Source organism: Achromobacter sp. FW305-C-28, from assembly GCF_058783235.1.
Genome location: NZ_JBYSYL010000013.1, coordinates 83,063 through 97,923, shown reverse-complemented (window position 1 = coordinate 97,923; position 14,861 = coordinate 83,063). Strand labels below are relative to the sequence as shown.

Annotated in this window: 17 protein-coding genes; 13 read left to right on the top strand and 4 right to left on the bottom strand. The window is 68.1% G+C overall.

Features of this window, described 5'->3' with window-relative positions:
• Positions 1-76: 76 nt before the first annotated feature.
• Together waaC and AC3WMR_RS25830 are read left to right on the top strand one after the other, a co-directional pair.
• Entirely contained in the window at positions 77-1,114 is a 1,038-nt protein-coding gene (gene waaC, locus AC3WMR_RS25835; RefSeq protein WP_492266024.1) for a lipopolysaccharide heptosyltransferase I, read from the top strand.
• Position 1,115: 1 nt separating this feature from the next.
• Positions 1,116-2,417 carry a 3-deoxy-D-manno-octulosonic acid transferase gene (locus AC3WMR_RS25830; protein WP_492266025.1) on the top strand — a complete coding sequence of 434 codons (1,302 nt, stop codon included), beginning with the start codon at positions 1,116-1,118 and terminating at the stop codon, positions 2,415-2,417.
• Between the two features lie 69 nt (positions 2,418-2,486).
• Here the strand turns inward: AC3WMR_RS25830 and AC3WMR_RS25825 are convergent, their stop codons facing one another.
• From AC3WMR_RS25825 to AC3WMR_RS25815, 3 genes are read right to left on the bottom strand one after another with little or no spacing between them, the layout of a single operon-like run.
• Positions 2,487-2,651: a hypothetical protein gene (locus AC3WMR_RS25825; RefSeq protein ID WP_492266026.1), complete on the bottom strand. Its 165-nt coding sequence runs from the start codon at positions 2,649-2,651 to the stop codon at positions 2,487-2,489.
• A gap of 14 nt (positions 2,652-2,665) precedes the next feature.
• Positions 2,666-3,472, bottom strand: coding sequence for a type III pantothenate kinase (locus tag AC3WMR_RS25820; RefSeq protein WP_492266027.1), 807 nt, complete (start codon positions 3,470-3,472; stop codon positions 2,666-2,668).
• Complete coding sequence (locus AC3WMR_RS25815) at positions 3,469-4,323, bottom strand: biotin--[acetyl-CoA-carboxylase] ligase (RefSeq protein WP_492266028.1); 855 nt, start codon at positions 4,321-4,323, stop codon at positions 3,469-3,471. Before AC3WMR_RS25815 ends, AC3WMR_RS25820 begins: the two co-directional genes overlap by 4 nt.
• Before the next feature lie 95 nt (positions 4,324-4,418).
• Between AC3WMR_RS25815 and AC3WMR_RS25810 the strand changes: the two genes are divergently transcribed.
• The 10 genes from AC3WMR_RS25810 to AC3WMR_RS25765 all read left to right on the top strand — a co-directional run bounded on the left by AC3WMR_RS25810 (position 4,419) and on the right by AC3WMR_RS25765 (position 12,776).
• Entirely contained in the window at positions 4,419-5,549 is a 1,131-nt protein-coding gene (locus AC3WMR_RS25810) for an MlaE family ABC transporter permease (protein ID WP_025136258.1), read from the top strand.
• On the top strand, positions 5,549-6,388 hold the full coding sequence (locus tag AC3WMR_RS25805) for an ABC transporter ATP-binding protein (protein WP_025136257.1): 840 nt from the start codon (positions 5,549-5,551) through the stop codon (positions 6,386-6,388). The genes AC3WMR_RS25810 and AC3WMR_RS25805 overlap by 1 nt, the downstream gene beginning before the upstream one ends.
• Complete coding sequence (locus tag AC3WMR_RS25800) at positions 6,375-7,331, top strand: MlaD family protein (RefSeq protein WP_492266029.1); 957 nt, start codon at positions 6,375-6,377, stop codon at positions 7,329-7,331. The genes AC3WMR_RS25805 and AC3WMR_RS25800 overlap by 14 nt, the downstream gene beginning before the upstream one ends.
• Positions 7,328-7,927, top strand: a complete 600-nt coding sequence (locus AC3WMR_RS25795; RefSeq protein WP_492266030.1) for an ABC-type transport auxiliary lipoprotein family protein — start codon at positions 7,328-7,330, stop codon at positions 7,925-7,927. Before AC3WMR_RS25800 ends, AC3WMR_RS25795 begins: the two co-directional genes overlap by 4 nt.
• A 47-nt stretch (positions 7,928-7,974) precedes the next feature.
• A complete protein-coding gene (locus AC3WMR_RS25790) occupies positions 7,975-8,628 on the top strand; it encodes an alpha/beta hydrolase (protein ID WP_492266031.1) in 654 nt (217 codons plus the stop codon).
• A 153-nt stretch (positions 8,629-8,781) separates the two neighbouring features.
• On the top strand, positions 8,782-10,044 hold the full coding sequence (locus tag AC3WMR_RS25785) for a D-alanyl-D-alanine carboxypeptidase family protein (protein WP_175192402.1): 1,263 nt from the start codon (positions 8,782-8,784) through the stop codon (positions 10,042-10,044).
• Positions 10,045-10,140: 96 nt separating this feature from the next.
• Positions 10,141-11,007 (top strand): D-amino acid aminotransferase, encoded by an 867-nt coding sequence (locus AC3WMR_RS25780; protein WP_492266032.1) that lies wholly within the window; start codon positions 10,141-10,143, stop codon positions 11,005-11,007.
• Between the two features lie 117 nt (positions 11,008-11,124).
• Positions 11,125-11,397: a YbeD family protein gene (locus AC3WMR_RS25775; protein ID WP_492266033.1), complete on the top strand. Its 273-nt coding sequence runs from the start codon at positions 11,125-11,127 to the stop codon at positions 11,395-11,397.
• Positions 11,398-11,412: 15 nt separating this feature from the next.
• Positions 11,413-12,051, top strand: a complete 639-nt coding sequence (lipB, locus tag AC3WMR_RS25770; protein WP_492266034.1) for a lipoyl(octanoyl) transferase LipB — start codon at positions 11,413-11,415, stop codon at positions 12,049-12,051.
• Positions 12,048-12,776, top strand: coding sequence for a tetratricopeptide repeat protein (locus tag AC3WMR_RS25765; protein WP_492266035.1), 729 nt, complete (start codon positions 12,048-12,050; stop codon positions 12,774-12,776). Before lipB ends, AC3WMR_RS25765 begins: the two co-directional genes overlap by 4 nt.
• Before the next feature lie 36 nt (positions 12,777-12,812).
• Here the strand turns inward: AC3WMR_RS25765 and AC3WMR_RS25760 are convergent, their stop codons facing one another.
• Positions 12,813-13,625, bottom strand: coding sequence for a substrate-binding domain-containing protein (locus tag AC3WMR_RS25760; protein ID WP_492281595.1), 813 nt, complete (start codon positions 13,623-13,625; stop codon positions 12,813-12,815).
• 153 nt (positions 13,626-13,778) lie between these two features.
• Here AC3WMR_RS25760 and lipA point away from each other — a divergent pair, with 153 nt between their 5' ends.
• The gene (gene lipA / locus AC3WMR_RS25755) at positions 13,779-14,783 is read left to right on the top strand and encodes a lipoyl synthase (RefSeq protein WP_175216995.1); all 1,005 of its coding nucleotides are present in this window, start codon (positions 13,779-13,781) and stop codon (positions 14,781-14,783) included.
• The last annotated feature ends 78 nt before the right edge of the window (positions 14,784-14,861 follow it).

The window sequence follows — 14,861 nt, the reverse complement described above, 5'->3', positions numbered from 1 at the left end:
TGTTGTACAGTTCGGGCTGCGTTGACCGGTGCCTGCCCTTCGGGTCGATAGTGGCGCCAAGCACGAATCCTTGCCCATGCCCACACGAATTCTGATTGTTCGCACCTCCTCCCTGGGCGACCTCGTCCACATGTTGCCGGCTATCACCGATATTGCCCGGCACGTTCCCGACGCGCAGATAGACTGGGTGGTCGAAGAGGCGTTTGCCGAGATTCCTTCCTGGCATCCCGCGGTCAATGAAATCATCAAAGTTGCCCATCGCCGCTGGCGTAAATCCTGGTGGTCGGCGCAAGTGCGGGCCGAGCGGCGCGCGCTGCGCGAACGCCTGCGGTCCGTGCATTACGACATCGTCCTGGATATGCAGGCCTTGCTGAAATCCGCCTGGCTGGTGCGTCAGGCGCGTGGCGTGCGGCACGGTCTGGATTGGCGTTCCGCCCGCGAACCGCTGGCGTCCCTGTTCTACAACGTGCGCCATCGCGTGGAATTCTGGCAGCCCGCCGTCATTCGCCAGCGCAAGTTGGCCGGACTGACGTTCGGGTATCAGCACGCCGGCTTGCCGGATTTCGGCTTGCAGTCCTTTGTGCGGCAAGCCGGGCAAGCGGCGGATCCGGTGCATGACGTGCCGAGTGAAGGGCTCAATGCCACGGAAATGCCCCGGCTGCACCATGTAGACGCAGACCGTGGCTATGCAGTGATCATGCCGTCGGCCAGCCGCGACGACAAACTCTGGCCCGAAGACGACTGGCGGGCTGTCTTTCGTCGCCTTCTGGACGCGGGTTGCTCGCTCAAGCTGCTGGCCGGCAACGAGCAGGAAGCCGAACGTGCCCGGCTGTTGGTGGCCGGCATGGAAGACGTCGAGGTCATGCCGCGCATGGACCTGACCGCGGTGGCCCGACTGTTGGCGGGTTCCCGCCTGATGGTCGGCTTGGACAGCGGCCTGACGCACCTGTCGGCGGCCCTGGGCCGCCCCACGATCGGCATCTACCGCGCGTCCACGCCGGTGCGCACGCCCCTGGTCGGTTCCAATTACACCGCCAGCCTGGGGGATCGCGGCGCCTCGCCTTCGCGCGAGGCCGTCATGGCGTCGGTGGAGCAGGCGCTGGCGGCGCACTGACATGAACCGCAGCGTCTACACCCTGGCGTTGCGGGCGCTGGCGCCGCTGGTCTGGCTGTGGATGGCCCGTCGCGCCAAGCGGGCGGGTGGCGAATGGCAGATTTTTTCACCCGAGCGTTTTGGCCGGACGGCAACGCGTCTTCCCGGGGCTGGGACCAGGGCGGATGCCGCCGCAGCGGCTCAGGCTCCCGTTTGGGTGCATGCGGTGAGCCTGGGCGAAACGCGCGCCGCGCAGCCGCTGCTGCAAGCGTTGCTGGACCGCGGCCTGCCCGTCTTGTTGACCCACATCACCGCCACGGGCCGTGCCGAAGGCGCGCGGCTGTTTACTGACGCGATCGCACGCGGACAGCTTCGCCAGGCCTGGCTGCCCTACGATTTTCCTGGCGCGACACGGCGCTTCCTGGCCGCCAATGCGCCCCGGTGCGGGCTGTTGATAGAACGCGAAATCTGGCCCAACCTGTTGGCGGCTGCTCGGCGTGCCCGCCTGCCGATGGCGTTGGTAAGCGCCCGCTATTCGGAATCTTCGCTGCGGCAGGCGCGTCGGCTGGGTGGCGTCATGCGCGAAGCGCTGCAAGGGCTGGATCTGGTGCTGGCGCAGACCGCGCAGGACGCCGACCGATTGGCCCAGGCCGGCGTGCGCAATCCGAGCGTTTCCGGCAACTTGAAATTCGATCTGGCTTTACCTGAGCAACAGGTCCAGGACGGGCAGGCGTGGCGCGCCCGCCTGGGCCGGCCCGTGGTGGCTCTGGCCAGCACCCGCGAAGGTGAAGATGCGCCATTCATCGACGCGATCAAGCGCCAGTCCGCGACGGCCGGTGGGCCGTTATTCCTGCTGATTCCACGTCATCCCCAGCGGTTCGACGAGGCCGCGGCGCTGCTGGAGCAGGCCGGCGTGCCTTATGTCAGGCGATCGTCCGGACAGGAACCTGGCGCGGACACGACGGTGCTGCTGGGCGATACGCTGGGCGAGATGGCCTTTTACTATGCGGCGTCGGACGTGGCCGTGGTGGCCGGCAGTTTTGCGCCGCTGGGCGGCCAGAACCTGATCGAAGCGTGCGCCGCGGGCGTGCCCGTCATCGTGGGGCCGCACACGTTCAATTTCCAGCAGGCCGCCAGCGACGCCATTGAAGCGGGTGCGGCGCAACGCCAGCCCGATCCGGCACAGGCGGTGGCGGCAGCCTTGGCGTTGGTGGCCGACCCGGCCAGGCGGCAGGCGGCGGGCCAGGCGGCGCAGACCTGGTTTGCCAGTCACTCGGGCGCGACGGCCCGGACCATGGCGGCGTTGGCGCCCTGGCTGGATTGATGCGGGTGCGCCGCAGGCGCATGCAGCGCGTCCTGGCCGATAGCTTGGCGTGCAAGCCGCCGCGAACCTCTAACGGGGGTTTCTGGGCACCAGCGTGACGGCGCCCGGATTCAATTCCTGGCTGAAACGGCGCGGATCACGGCCTTCGTCTGCTGGCCGCGTGCCCAGCCAACCTTGCCCCAGGGCCAGCACCCAAAGATTCGCCAACAGGATCAAGATGAAGAGCACTCGCATGCGGCGGCTTCGTGTCAGGCGTCCGGTGCCGGGGTGGCGCGCGCCATGGCGGCCAGTCCGTCCAGGACGGGGTGGTTGAGGTAGACGGGCACGGGCGCGGCGCCGAACGCGCCGCCGGCATCCGCCAGCAGGCGTTCGATTTCCTGGTGCACTTCCGGCCAGCCGCCGCCGGCCGCGAAGATCTGCGGCGTCTGGCCGTAGCGCTGGCGGCCGGCCAGCCATTGACGCACCACGGCGCCGGCCTGGGCGGCGGCGATGCCCGAGGCGATCGCTTCGTGCGTATCGGTGGGATAGGCCACGACCTGGCCCTCGGCGATCGGCAGGTTGGCCGTGCCGTGGGCCAGTGCGTTGCGCATCATGGCGGGTCCGGGCAGGATCAGGCCGCCCGCAAAGACGTTGTCGGGCCCGACCGTGTCGATGGTGGTGGCAGTGCCGAAACTGGCCAGCAGGAACGGCGGATGGGCCCCCGGCAGGCGCGACAGCACGCCCAGCAACGACGCCCAGCGGTCCGCGCCCAGTTGTTGCGGTGTCTTGTAGCGATTGACCAGCCCCAGGGTGGTGGCCTGTGAGGTGGCCCAGGTGACTGCACAGCCGCGGCGCTGCAGGATGGCCGCGATGGCGACGCCGCGTTCGGCACCTGCGACGTTCACGCCCAGCGCGCGCGTCGGCTGCTGGGGCAGGGCGGTCAGCCAGCGGTCCAGCGCGTCCAGGTCAAGGCCGTCGAAGGCGACGGCAGCGGGCTCGCGCGGCATGTCGGGGCTGGAAGGGTCCAGCCAACCCACTTTCAGGCGGCTGTTGCCGGAGTCGATGAGGATGATCATGCCTGCTGCCTGATCGAGATTTCGCCGACCGATATCGGCGTGGCACCCTGGGGCGTCTGCACCAGCAGGCGGCCCTGACTGTCGACGCCACAGGCCGTGCCGCTGAGGATGACGTCGCCCTTGTCGAGCACATTGACCGCGCGGCCGGCCAGCGCATCGACCTGGCCGAAGCGTTGTGCGAAGGCGCCAAAGCCCTCGCGTTCCAGCATCTGCACGGCCTCGTGCCAGGCGGTGGCCGCGGCGCAGACCAGGTCTGCGGCGGTGGCGGGGTGGCCGGGCGCGTGTTGGGTGACCTGGGTCCAGTCGGCCACCTGGCGGCCCAGGGCCTGCGACAGGGCGTCGGCGTCGACCAGGTTCACGCCCATGCCAATGACGACCGTGTAGCCGGTTTCGCGGCCGCCCGGGTTGCGGGTGGTCTCGACCAGCACCCCGGCCAGCTTGGCGTCGCGCCATTGCACATCGTTGGGCCATTTCATGCAGAGGCCGTCGGCGCCCGCGCCGGCCACGGTGCGCAGCGCCTCGCAGGCGGCCAGGCCGGCTAGCGGCGACAGGGCGGGCAGTTGGGCGGCCGGCAGGTGCACGTCGAAGGCGCACGAGAACATCAGCGCCGCGCCCACCCGGTTCTGCCAGGGGCGGCCAGCACGGCCCCGGCCCGTTTCCTGCAGGTGGGTGCCCAGCAGCCAGGGTTTGCCGGCGGCTGCGCCGCCGCGGGCGCGCGCCAGCAGGTCGGCGTTGGTCGAGCCGGTGCTGGCGGTCCAGGCGATGTCTTGGAAGGCGGGCAGGCGCGAACCCAGCATCCGGGCCAGGTCTTCTGGCGCGGGCAGGTCGATGGGGCGGACTTGAGCGGACATGGCGGCGATTGTAGGGCACGCGCGGGCCGGGTTCGCGGCGTTTCGGCCCCAGCGTATATGATTGTCGATACATTTTGCATCGGTATCATGTCTTCATGCCGCATTCTTCCCCATCCGCGTCCGCCGCCGCGCCCTTCCGCCAGGAAGCGGGCGTGTGCCATGTGGGGGGCGACTGGAGCGTTCTGGCGCTGGCCGAGCCCGGCGAGGTCGAACGGCGCCGCGCCGCGATGGCCAAGGCTGTCAGCGAAGACGCGCGCTGGGACCTGCACTGCATCAGCCGGCTGGACACCATCGGCGCCCTGCTGATCTGGCAGGCCTGGGGCGAAAAGCTGCCCGAACGGGTGCGCTGGTCGGCCGGCCAGCAGGACGTGTTCAATGCCCTGGCGCTGAACAAGGGCGAGCGCCAGGCGCCGCCGCGCCCCGAGGCCTCGTGGGGCTGGGTCCGGTCCGTGGGCGACGCGGTGCTGCAGGCGGCCGAGAACGGCCGCGCCCTGTTGGTGATGCTGGGGCAACTGGTGCTGGATTTCTTCGGCATGCTGCGCCGGCCCTCGCGGGGCCCTTGGCGCGAGATCTCGGCCCAGATCTACCGCACGGGGGCGCAGGCCCTGGGCATCACGGCGCTGGTGGGGTTCCTGATCGGCGTGGTGCTGTCGTATCTGTCGGCGCAGCAGTTGCAGATGATTGGCGCGGACCGCTTCATCGTCAGGCTGCTGGGCGTGTCCATCGTGCGCGAGCTGGGGCCGGTGCTGGCTGCCATCCTGGTGGCGGGGCGGTCGGGGTCGGCCATCACCGCGCAGATCGGCGTCATGCGGGTCACGCAGGAACTGGATGCGATGCTGGTGATGGGCATTTCGCACGGCCAGCGGCTGATTCTGCCGCGGGTGGTGGCGCTGGCGGTCACCATGCCGTTGCTGGTGCTCTGGACCGACGCCATGGCCATCCTGGGCGGCATGCTGGCCGCGCAGGTGCAGCTGGGCGTGTCGGCGCAGTGGTTCCTGCAATCCTTGCCCGACGCAATTTCCCTGACCAATTATTGGATCGGCATCCTGAAGGGCGTGACCTTCGGCATGCTGATCGCGCTGATCGCCTGCCATTTCGGCTTGCGCATCCAGCCCAACACGGAAAGCCTGGGGCGCGGCACGACGACTTCGGTGGTCACGTCGATCACCGGCGTGATCCTGCTGGACGCGTTGTACGCGGTCATTTTCAGTTCGGTGGGCATCTGATGGCCGGCGCCGAACAACATCGCCTGTTCACCGAAGAGCATGTCACGGTTGCGCCGGTCATCACCGTGCGGGGCCTGCGTACCGCCTTTGGCGACCACGTCGTGCACGACAACCTGGACCTGACGGTGTTTCCCGGCGAGATCCTGGTGCTGGTGGGCGGTTCGGGCACGGGCAAGACGGTGCTGCTGCGCCAGATCATCGGGCTGGACCAGCCGGCGGCCGGCACCATCCAGGTGCTGGGCAATACCTTGTCCGAGCTGACGACCGCCGAGCGGCGTCGTCTGTCGTACCGCTGGGGCATGCTGTTCCAGGCCGGCGCGCTGTTTTCGGCGCTGTCCGTGTTCGACAACGTGGCGCTGCCGCTGCGTGAACTGCGCACGGTGCCCGAAGACCTGGTGCACGACGTCGTGATGTGCCGACTGGCCATGGTGGGCCTGACGGCGCAGGACGCCGGCAAGCGGCCGTCGGACCTGTCCGGCGGCATGGTCAAGCGCGTGGCGTTGGCGCGCGCGTTGTCGCTGGACCCTGAACTGGTGTTCCTGGACGAGCCCACGGCGGGCCTGGACCCGTTGCGTTCGGACGAATTCGTGGACCTGGTGCGCAGCCTGCACCGGCAGTTGGGATTTACCGTCGTCATGGTGACGCACGATCTGGACACGCTGCTCGCGTTGGCCACCCGTGTCGCCGTGCTGGCGGACAAGCGGGTGATCGTATGCGACACGGTGCCGGAAGTACTGAAGGTCGATCACCCGTTCATTCACACATTCTTCCTGGGCGAACGCGGTCTGCGTGCGCTTGGGGACATGGCGCCGAAGGGAACGCATCATGGAAAACCGTAGTCACGCGCTCATGGCCGGCATCTTCACGCTGGTCCTCCTGGCCGCCGCTGCGCTGGTGGCCGTCTGGATCGGCCGCGATCGGACCAAACTGCAAACCTATGAAATCGTGTCGGCCACTGCCGTCAGCGGCCTGAACCCGCAATCGACCGTCCGTTACCAGGGCGTGCCGGTGGGCAAGGTGCAGTCGCTGGCGCTGAACCCCGATAAGCCCGGGCAGGTGCGGATCCGCATCGGCGTGGCGCCCAACACGCCCATCACCGAATCGACCTGGGCAGAGCTGGGCGTGCAGGGCGTGACCGGCATGGCCAATGTGGAACTGCGCGATGACGGCAGTTCGTTCAAGCGGCTGGCCTCCAGCGACGCCAATCCCGCCGCGATTCCCTTGCGCCCGGGCTTCCTGGACCGCATCGAGCAACGCGGCGGCCGGCTGATTTCCAATGTGGAAGACGCGACCGAGCAGTTGCGCCGGCTGCTGAGCCAGCAGAACGTGCAGGCGCTGACCGCCAGTTTGCAGAATGCCGCCGACATCACCCAGTCGCTCAAGGACGCCACCCGCGATCTGAGCCCGACCCTGGCCAAGCTGGGGCCGCTGATGGATTCGCTGGGCAGCACGTCGCGCCAGGCCGACCGCGCGGCGCGCGAAGTGGCCGACCTGGCCCAGCAGGCGCGGCAGTCGCTGGCGCGCCTGAACGCACCCGACGGCCCGCTGGCTACCGCCACGCGCAGCCTGAACGACATCGCCTTTGCCGCGTCACGCCTGGACGGCGAAACGCTGCCCGCCTTCACCAGCATGGCGGCCAACGTCAGCGCGGCCGCGCGCGGCGCTACCTTTACCTTGCGGCGTGTGGATAATTCGCCGCAATCGTTGTTGTTCGGGCCGGCGCCGGTTGCGCCCGGGCCCGGCGAGGCCGGCTTTGCCGGATTTGGGAGACAGCCGAAATGAAGATGCGTAGCGCGATTCTGATCCTGACTTTGGCGCTCGCCGGCTGCGGGGTCGGCCGCGTCGGCGCGCCGCCCGCCGTCTTCGACCTGGGGCTGGACGCCCGGCCCACACCGCAGTTGCCGGCGCGCGAACCCATCGCGCTGGTGTTCTCGGCCGTGCCGGCGTTGTCCGATACCGGCATCGTCTGGCGTGTCGGCGACAGCGCGGCGCCCAAGTCCTACGCCACTTACCGCTGGTCGTCGTCGCCGTCCGACCTGGTGCGCCAACGCCTGATCGAACGTCTGTCGCGCCAAGGCCCGGTGTTGGCTGATCGGGCGAGCGGCCAGACGCCGCAGTTGCAGGTCTACCTGTCGCAGTTCGAGCAGGTGTTCACGCCCGACGGCTCGGCCAGCGAGGGCCGCGTGCTGTTGCAGGCGGTGCTGCTCAATGGCCGCGACGTGGCTGGCCAGGTGCGCATCGCGACCCAGGCCCCCGCACCGACGCAGGACGCTGCCGGTGGCGTAGCCGCCTTGCGTCAGGCCACCGATGACGCCGCCGACCAGCTGGCGCAGTGGCTGGCCAGCAATCCGATAGCCGCGGCGCGGCCCGCCCGCTGACGCCTCGCCGGTTAACATTCCCTTTTTCACGCAGCACGAGTACCCCTATGCCCGCAAGCACTGAAACCCACGCCTTCACCGGAGCCGCCGGCCGCATCGATTGCGCGGTGGATTGGCCCGACGGCACGCCGCGGGGCTGGGCCCTGGTGCTGCATCCGCACCCGCTGCAAGGCGGCGCCCGCGAAAACAAAGTCGTGACCACGCTGTCGCGCGCCTGCGTGCAGCACGGGCTGGTGGCGGTGCGCCCCAACTTCCGCGGCGTCGGTTTGTCCGAGGGCGCGTTCGACAAGTCCGTGGGCGAAACCCAGGACATGCTGGCGGTGGTGGCGCAGATGCGCGAACGCCATCCGGAACTGGCCACCGCGCCCTGGGTGCTGGCCGGATTTTCCTTCGGCACCGCCGTGGCCGCGCAAACCTACGCGGCGCTGGCAGAGCAGGGCGACACCGTCTTGCCCAGCGCGCTGATGTTGATGGGTCCGGCGGTGAACCGCTTCCAGTCGCATGAGGTCCAGGTTCCTGACGATACGCTGATGGTGCATGGCGAAGAAGACGAAGTCGTGCCTTTGTCCGAAGCCATGGACTGGGCCCGGCCGCGTTCGATTCCCGTGGTGGTGATCCCCGGCGCGTCGCACTTCTTCCATGGCAAGCTGCTGGTGCTGCGCCAATTGGTGCAGGCACGCCTGAAGGTTGCGCTGGACTGAGCCACGCGTCGCGACGCGCGGCGAGTTGCATCAGGTTGCATGTTTTAAATGACCAAGGAACCCATCCCGGGGCGGATGGGTCCTATCGACTGCCTATAATTGTCAGCCACTTGCCCCGCGCCAGCGGGCGTCTTTCCTGGACCCACGTTGCCGATGAAGAATTTGCCTTACTCCGCTCAATCCCCCGTTGTCTTTGCCCGTCGCGCGTTGGCCGGCGCGGTGTTGTCGGCGATGCTTGCGGCCTCGCTGCCGGCCTGGGCCCAGCAGGCGCCCGCCGCGGCACCCGCGGCCGCCGGCGCCACGGCGCCCGCGCCGACGGCCTCGGGGGTGGTGCCGGTGGGCGATGTGTCGGCGGTGCCGGCGCCCACCATCGCGGCCAAGGCCTGGATCGTGATCGACGTGAACAGCGGCCAGACTCTGGCCGCCTCCAATCCGGACATGAAGGTCGAGCCGGCCTCGCTGACCAAGATCATGACGGCCTACGTCGTGTTCAACGCGCTGGAAGAAAAGCGCCTGACGCTGGAGCAGACTGTGCCCGTGTCCGAGCATGCCTGGCGCACCGGCGGCTCGCGCATGTTCATCGAGCCGCGCAAGCCGGTCACGGTCGACGAACTGAACCAGGGCATGATCGTGCAGTCGGGCAACGACGCGTCCGTCGCGCTGGCCGAAGCGGTTGGCGGCAGCGAGTCCGCCTTCGCTTCGCTCATGAACCAGGAAGCCGAACGCCTGGGCATGCGCAATACCCACTTCATGAACGCCACGGGCCTGCCTGATCCGCAGCACATGACGTCCACGCGCGACCTGGCCACGCTGTCCGCGCATCTGATCACCGACCACGCCGAGTTCTTCCATTACTACAAGCAGAAGAGCTTCACGTACAACAAGATCACCCAGCCCAACCGCAACCGCCTGCTGTGGGCCGACCCGTCGGTCGACGGCATGAAGACCGGCCATACCGATTCCGCGGGCTACTGCCTGGTGTCGACCGCGGTGCGTGGCGACCGCCGCATCCTGGTCGTGGTGGTGGGCACCGACAGTGAAGCCACCCGCGCCGAAGAAAGCCTGAAGCTTTTGAACTGGAGCTTCCAGAATTTCGACACGGTCAAGCTCTTCGACAAGAGCCAGCCCGGCATCGACGCCCGCGTCTGGGAAGGCACGGCCGACAACGTCAAGCTGGGCCCGCCCAACCCGGTGTCGGTGGCGGTGCCGCGCGGCAAGGCCGGCGACCTGAAGCCGGTGGCGCAGCGCACGGACCCGCTGATCGCCCCGCTGGCCAAGGGCCAGCAGGTTGGCACGCTGCAATTCACGCTGGATGGCAAGGTGCTGCGCACCGAACCTCTGGTGGTGCAGGACGCCGTCGAACGCGCGGGCTTCTTCGGCCGCATGGCCGATACCGTCAAGCGCTGGTTCCAGTAAGCGGGCGCGCCACGGGCGCGGCCGCGGGTGTAAGCTCTATCCCAAGGGGCGGGCCGGGTGGCCCGTCCCTATCCATTTGATTCTCAGGAGCGGCTCATGATTCCGGGCGTACCGGGCGAAAGCCAGGTGTTTCTCAATGGCGAGTTTCTGCGCGTGGACGAGGCCAAGATCTCTGTCCTGGACCGCGGCTTCATTTTCGGCGACGGCATCTACGAAGTCGTGCCGGTCTATCGCGGCAATGCCTTCCGCATGGCCGAGCACCTGGACCGTCTTGACCGCAGCCTGGCGGCCTTGCGCATCGCCCAGCCGTTCGACCGCGCCGGCTGGATCGACCTGATCGAACAGCTGCTGGCCCGTTCCAACCTCGAGACCTGCATCGTTTACCTGCAGGTCACGCGCGGCGTCGCCAAGCGCGATCACCCGTTCCCGGCCCAGCCGGTCACGCCGACCGTCTTCGGCATGGTGTCGGCGTGGGCGCCGCCGTCGGCCGAGGCCCGCACGCAAGGCCTGTCCGCCATCAGCATCCCCGACGAACGCTGGCTGCACTGCGAGATCAAGTCCGTGTCGTTGCTGGGCAACGTGCTGGCCAAGCAGCAGGCCGTGGACGCCCATGTCGACGAAGTGCTGCAGTTCCGCGACGGTTTCCTGACCGAAGGTTCGTCCACCAACATCTGGGTCGTGTCCGGCGGCAAGCTGCTGGCGCCGCCCAAGAACAACCTCATCCTGGAAGGCATCCGCTACGGCCTGATGGGCGAGCTGGCGACCGAAGCCGGCATCGCCTTCGAAGCGCGCCGCATCACCCAGGACGAAGTCGCTCAGGCGGACGAACTGATGCTGTCCTCGGCTACCAAGGAAGTCCTGGCGATCGTCTCGCTGGACGGCCGGCCGGTGGGTTCGGGCAAGCCCGGCCCCGTTTTTGAGCAATTGCGCGCGGGTTATGATGCCCGCATCGCCGCGCGCTAAGCCGGCCCTGCGGGGGCGCTGTGACCAGCCCCCCCGCGTCGCCCGCCCTGACGGGCGGGCCTTGCCTGGGCGATGCCTGCCCCCATATAGATGAATTGACGCTCCAGGCCATCCATCATGCATATTCCGCCCGAAGACTCCCTCATCGAGTACCCCAGCGACTTTCCCATCAAGGTCATGGGCAAGCAGCACCCCGATTTTGCGCAGACGTTGACCGACGTCGTGCTGCGCTTCGACCCGGGCTTTGATGCCGCCACGGTCGAAATGCGGCCCAGCAAGGGCGGCAACTACCTGGGCCTGACCTTCACGGTGCGCGCCACCTCGCGCGAGCAGCTCGACGGCCTGTACCAGGCGCTGCACGGCCATCCCATGGTGTCGATTGTCCTGTAAGGCAAGAAGGCTGCCGTGATCAAGTGGCTCGCGCGGCCGGCGGACTACCTGTCCGTCTGGCGGGACATGCAGGCTTATACCGACCAGCGGTCGGCCGAGACGCCTGATGAAATCTGGCTGTGCGAGCATGCGCCCGTCTACACGCTGGGCCAGGCCGGCTTGCCCGAGCACGTGCTGAACCCGGGCGCCATTCCCATCGTCCACTGCGACCGCGGCGGCCAGGTGACCTATCATGGCCCCGGCCAGGTCATGGCCTATGCGTTGTTCGACCTGCGCCGGGTCGATATGTACGTGAAGGAATACGTCGCGCTGCTGGAATCCGCGGTGATCGACACGCTGAATGACGTGGGCGTGGCCGGCGCCTGCCGCAAGCCGGGGGCGCCGGGCGTCTACGTGCCCGCGCCGGGCGGCGGCGACCTGGCCAAGATCGCCGCGCTGGGCATCAAGATCCGCAATGGCCGCGCCTACCATGGCGTGTCGCTCAATGTGGCCATGGACCTGGCGCCGTTCCTGGGCATCAACCCCTGTGGTTACGCGGGGCTGCGCACCGTCGACATGGCGGCCTGCGGCGTCCGGCAAGACCCTACCGACGTCGGCGACACGCTGGCGCGCAATCTGGCACGCGCCTGGCGCCAGGCAAGGACTCCTGCATGACATTCAGCTTCACTCCCGCCGACGTGGCCGCGACCTCGCCCGAACAATTGGCGCAGCTGCGTGCCGGGCCGGTCGAGGCGTACGCTGCCTGGATACAAACCGCGGCCGGCATGGGCCTGGCCGAGGCGCAGACCATTTTCGGCCAGATGCTGCTGGACGGCATCGGCATGCCGCAAGACCAGGCCGAAGCACTGGCGTGGTTCAAGCGCGCCGCCAATGGCGACAGCCTGATGGCCATCAACATGGTGGGCCGCTGCTACGAGAACGGCTGGGGCGTGGCGCCGGACGATACCGTCGCGGCGTACTGGTTCCGGCTGGCTGCTGACCGCGGGCTGGACTGGGGCATGTACAACTATGCCCACATGCTCAAGAGCGGCCGTGGCGGCGTGGTGCAGAACCGCGCCGCGGCGCTGGCCCTGTACCAGCAGGCCGCGCAGGGCGGCCATGTGAAATCCATCGGTATCGTGGGCCGCTTCTACGAAGCCGGCGATGTCGTGGCGCAAGACCTGGAACGCGCCTTCGATTGCTACCAGCGCTGCGCCGAAGGCGGTGACTTCCGCGGCATGTTCCATCTGGGCCGCATGCTGTTGCAGCGCGGCCGCAAGGAAGAGGCCGTGCAATGGCTGGTACGGGTGCCCGAAACCGCCACGCCGGCGTTTCTGCGCGAAGCCGACGCCATGTTGCGCGACAGCGGGTTTCCGGCCCTGTACGAAACCGGGGCTTGACCAGAGGGCGGCCCGCCCGCTGCCGGCCCGGGCCGGCTACGTGCTCAGACGCGGCTCGAACACCACTTCCATCGTGACCTGAGTGCCGGGCGGCTGTTCGCCGTCCAGCCGGTCCAGCAACAATTGGGCTGCGCCACGGCCCAGGTCGGCGGCATCCACCCCCAGCGTCGTCAGGCCCTGTACCCATTGCGGGGCACTGCCATCGTCGGTGAAACCCAGCACCGCCAGGTCCTGCGGCACGTGCAGATCGCGGTTGTGGGCTTCGGACACGGCCGCGGCGGCCAACAGATCCGACGTGCAGAACACCGCATCGAAAATCGTATTGGTCGCCAACAGGCGCAGGAAGGCCATGCGGCCATCGTTCATCTGCAGGGCCTCGGGTTGCACGATGTCTGCCACCTGGGTCAGGCCCAGCGCGGCCGCCGCACTGATGAAGCCCTCGCGCCGGGCCCGCTCCCAGGGGGTGTCGGCGCTGATGCAGGCGACCTGGGCGAATTTCTTTTCGGCGAAATGGCGGGCCGCTTGGCGGCCGGCTTCGGCGTTGTCGATCGCGACGACGCTGTCTAGCGGAGTTTCCGGCAGGCCCCAGGTTTCCACCACCGGAACGTCCAGCGCCGCGACGGCGGCACGCAGTTGCGGATCGTCCAGCGGCCCCAGGACCAGGACGGCGGCGGGCCGCAGCACGGCCAAGCCCGGCAGCAGGCCGGGCTCGCGCCAGGAGCCGGTGGCCAGGTAGTAGCCGGCGACTGCCAGCCGGTCGGCGATGGCCTGGATCGCGCGCGGCGCGGGCGGCGAGTCCAGGCGAGGGGAGACCAGGGCGATGGGACGGGGGACGGATGGGGAGGGCATGACGGGCGGGGTGGAATTCATCAGGCGTGACGATAACCCAGCCTGGTCAGCCGCCCGGCCAAAGGCCGTTCAGGGCGGAAGCCCCCAGGGAGGGTAAAATGCGTTTTTTGTCTCAGACCACGGCGCGATCCGCGCCGGTCGTGAAGGTGTCTCATGTCTACGCTTGCCGAGTCGTCTGTTCCCTCGAACGAACCCGCCGCTACGCCTGCCGAAGCGGTCTACGATCCGACGCAGAAGCAGAAATCCCAGGCCAAGACGGCGCGCATTCCTATCAAGATCATCCCCGCCGAACGCCTGAAGAAGCCGGAATGGATCCGCGTCAAGGCTGCCCAGCCCGGTTCCCGCTTCTACGACATCAAGCGCATCCTGCGCGAGCACAACCTGCACACGGTCTGCGAAGAAGCCTCGTGCCCGAACATCGGCGAGTGCTTCGGCAAGGGCACGGCCACGTTCATGATCATGGGCGACAAGTGCACCCGCCGCTGCCCGTTCTGTGACGTGGGCCATGGCCGCCCCGACCCGCTGGATACCAACGAGCCGCTCAACCTTGCGCGCACCATCGCCGCCTTGAAGCTTTCGTACGTGGTGATCACCTCGGTCGACCGCGACGACCTGCGCGATGGCGGCGCTGGCCACTTCGTCGATTGCATCACCCATATCCGCGAATTGTCGCCGTCCACCCGCATCGAGGTGCTGGTGCCCGACTTCCGCGGCCGCCTGGACCGTGCGCTGACCATCCTGAACGCCGGCCCTCCCGACGTGATGAACCACAACCTGGAAACCGTGCCGCGCCTGTACAAGCAGGCCCGCCCGGGGTCCGACTACATGCACTCGCTCAAGCTGCTGGCCGAGTTCAAGCAGTTGCATCCGGAAGTGCCCACCAAGTCCGGCTTGATGCTGGGCCTGGGCGAGACCGACGAGGAAATCCTTCAGGTCATGCGCGACATGCGTGCGCACAACGTCGATATGCTGACCATCGGCCAGTACCTGCAGCCGTCCGAACACCACCTGCCGGTGCTGCGCTATGTGCACCCGGATACGTTTGCGATGTTCGAGCGTGAAGCCTATGCGATGGGCTTTTCGCACGCGGCGGTGGGTGCGATGGTGCGTTCTTCGTACCACGCAGATGAGCAGGCGCATGCGGCTGGCGTGAACTGATGGCAAGGGGGGGGGGCGCTGCATCTGGTGCGGCCGCCAGCCTTCTTGCCAGATATCCTGACCGTGTCATGCGGCATC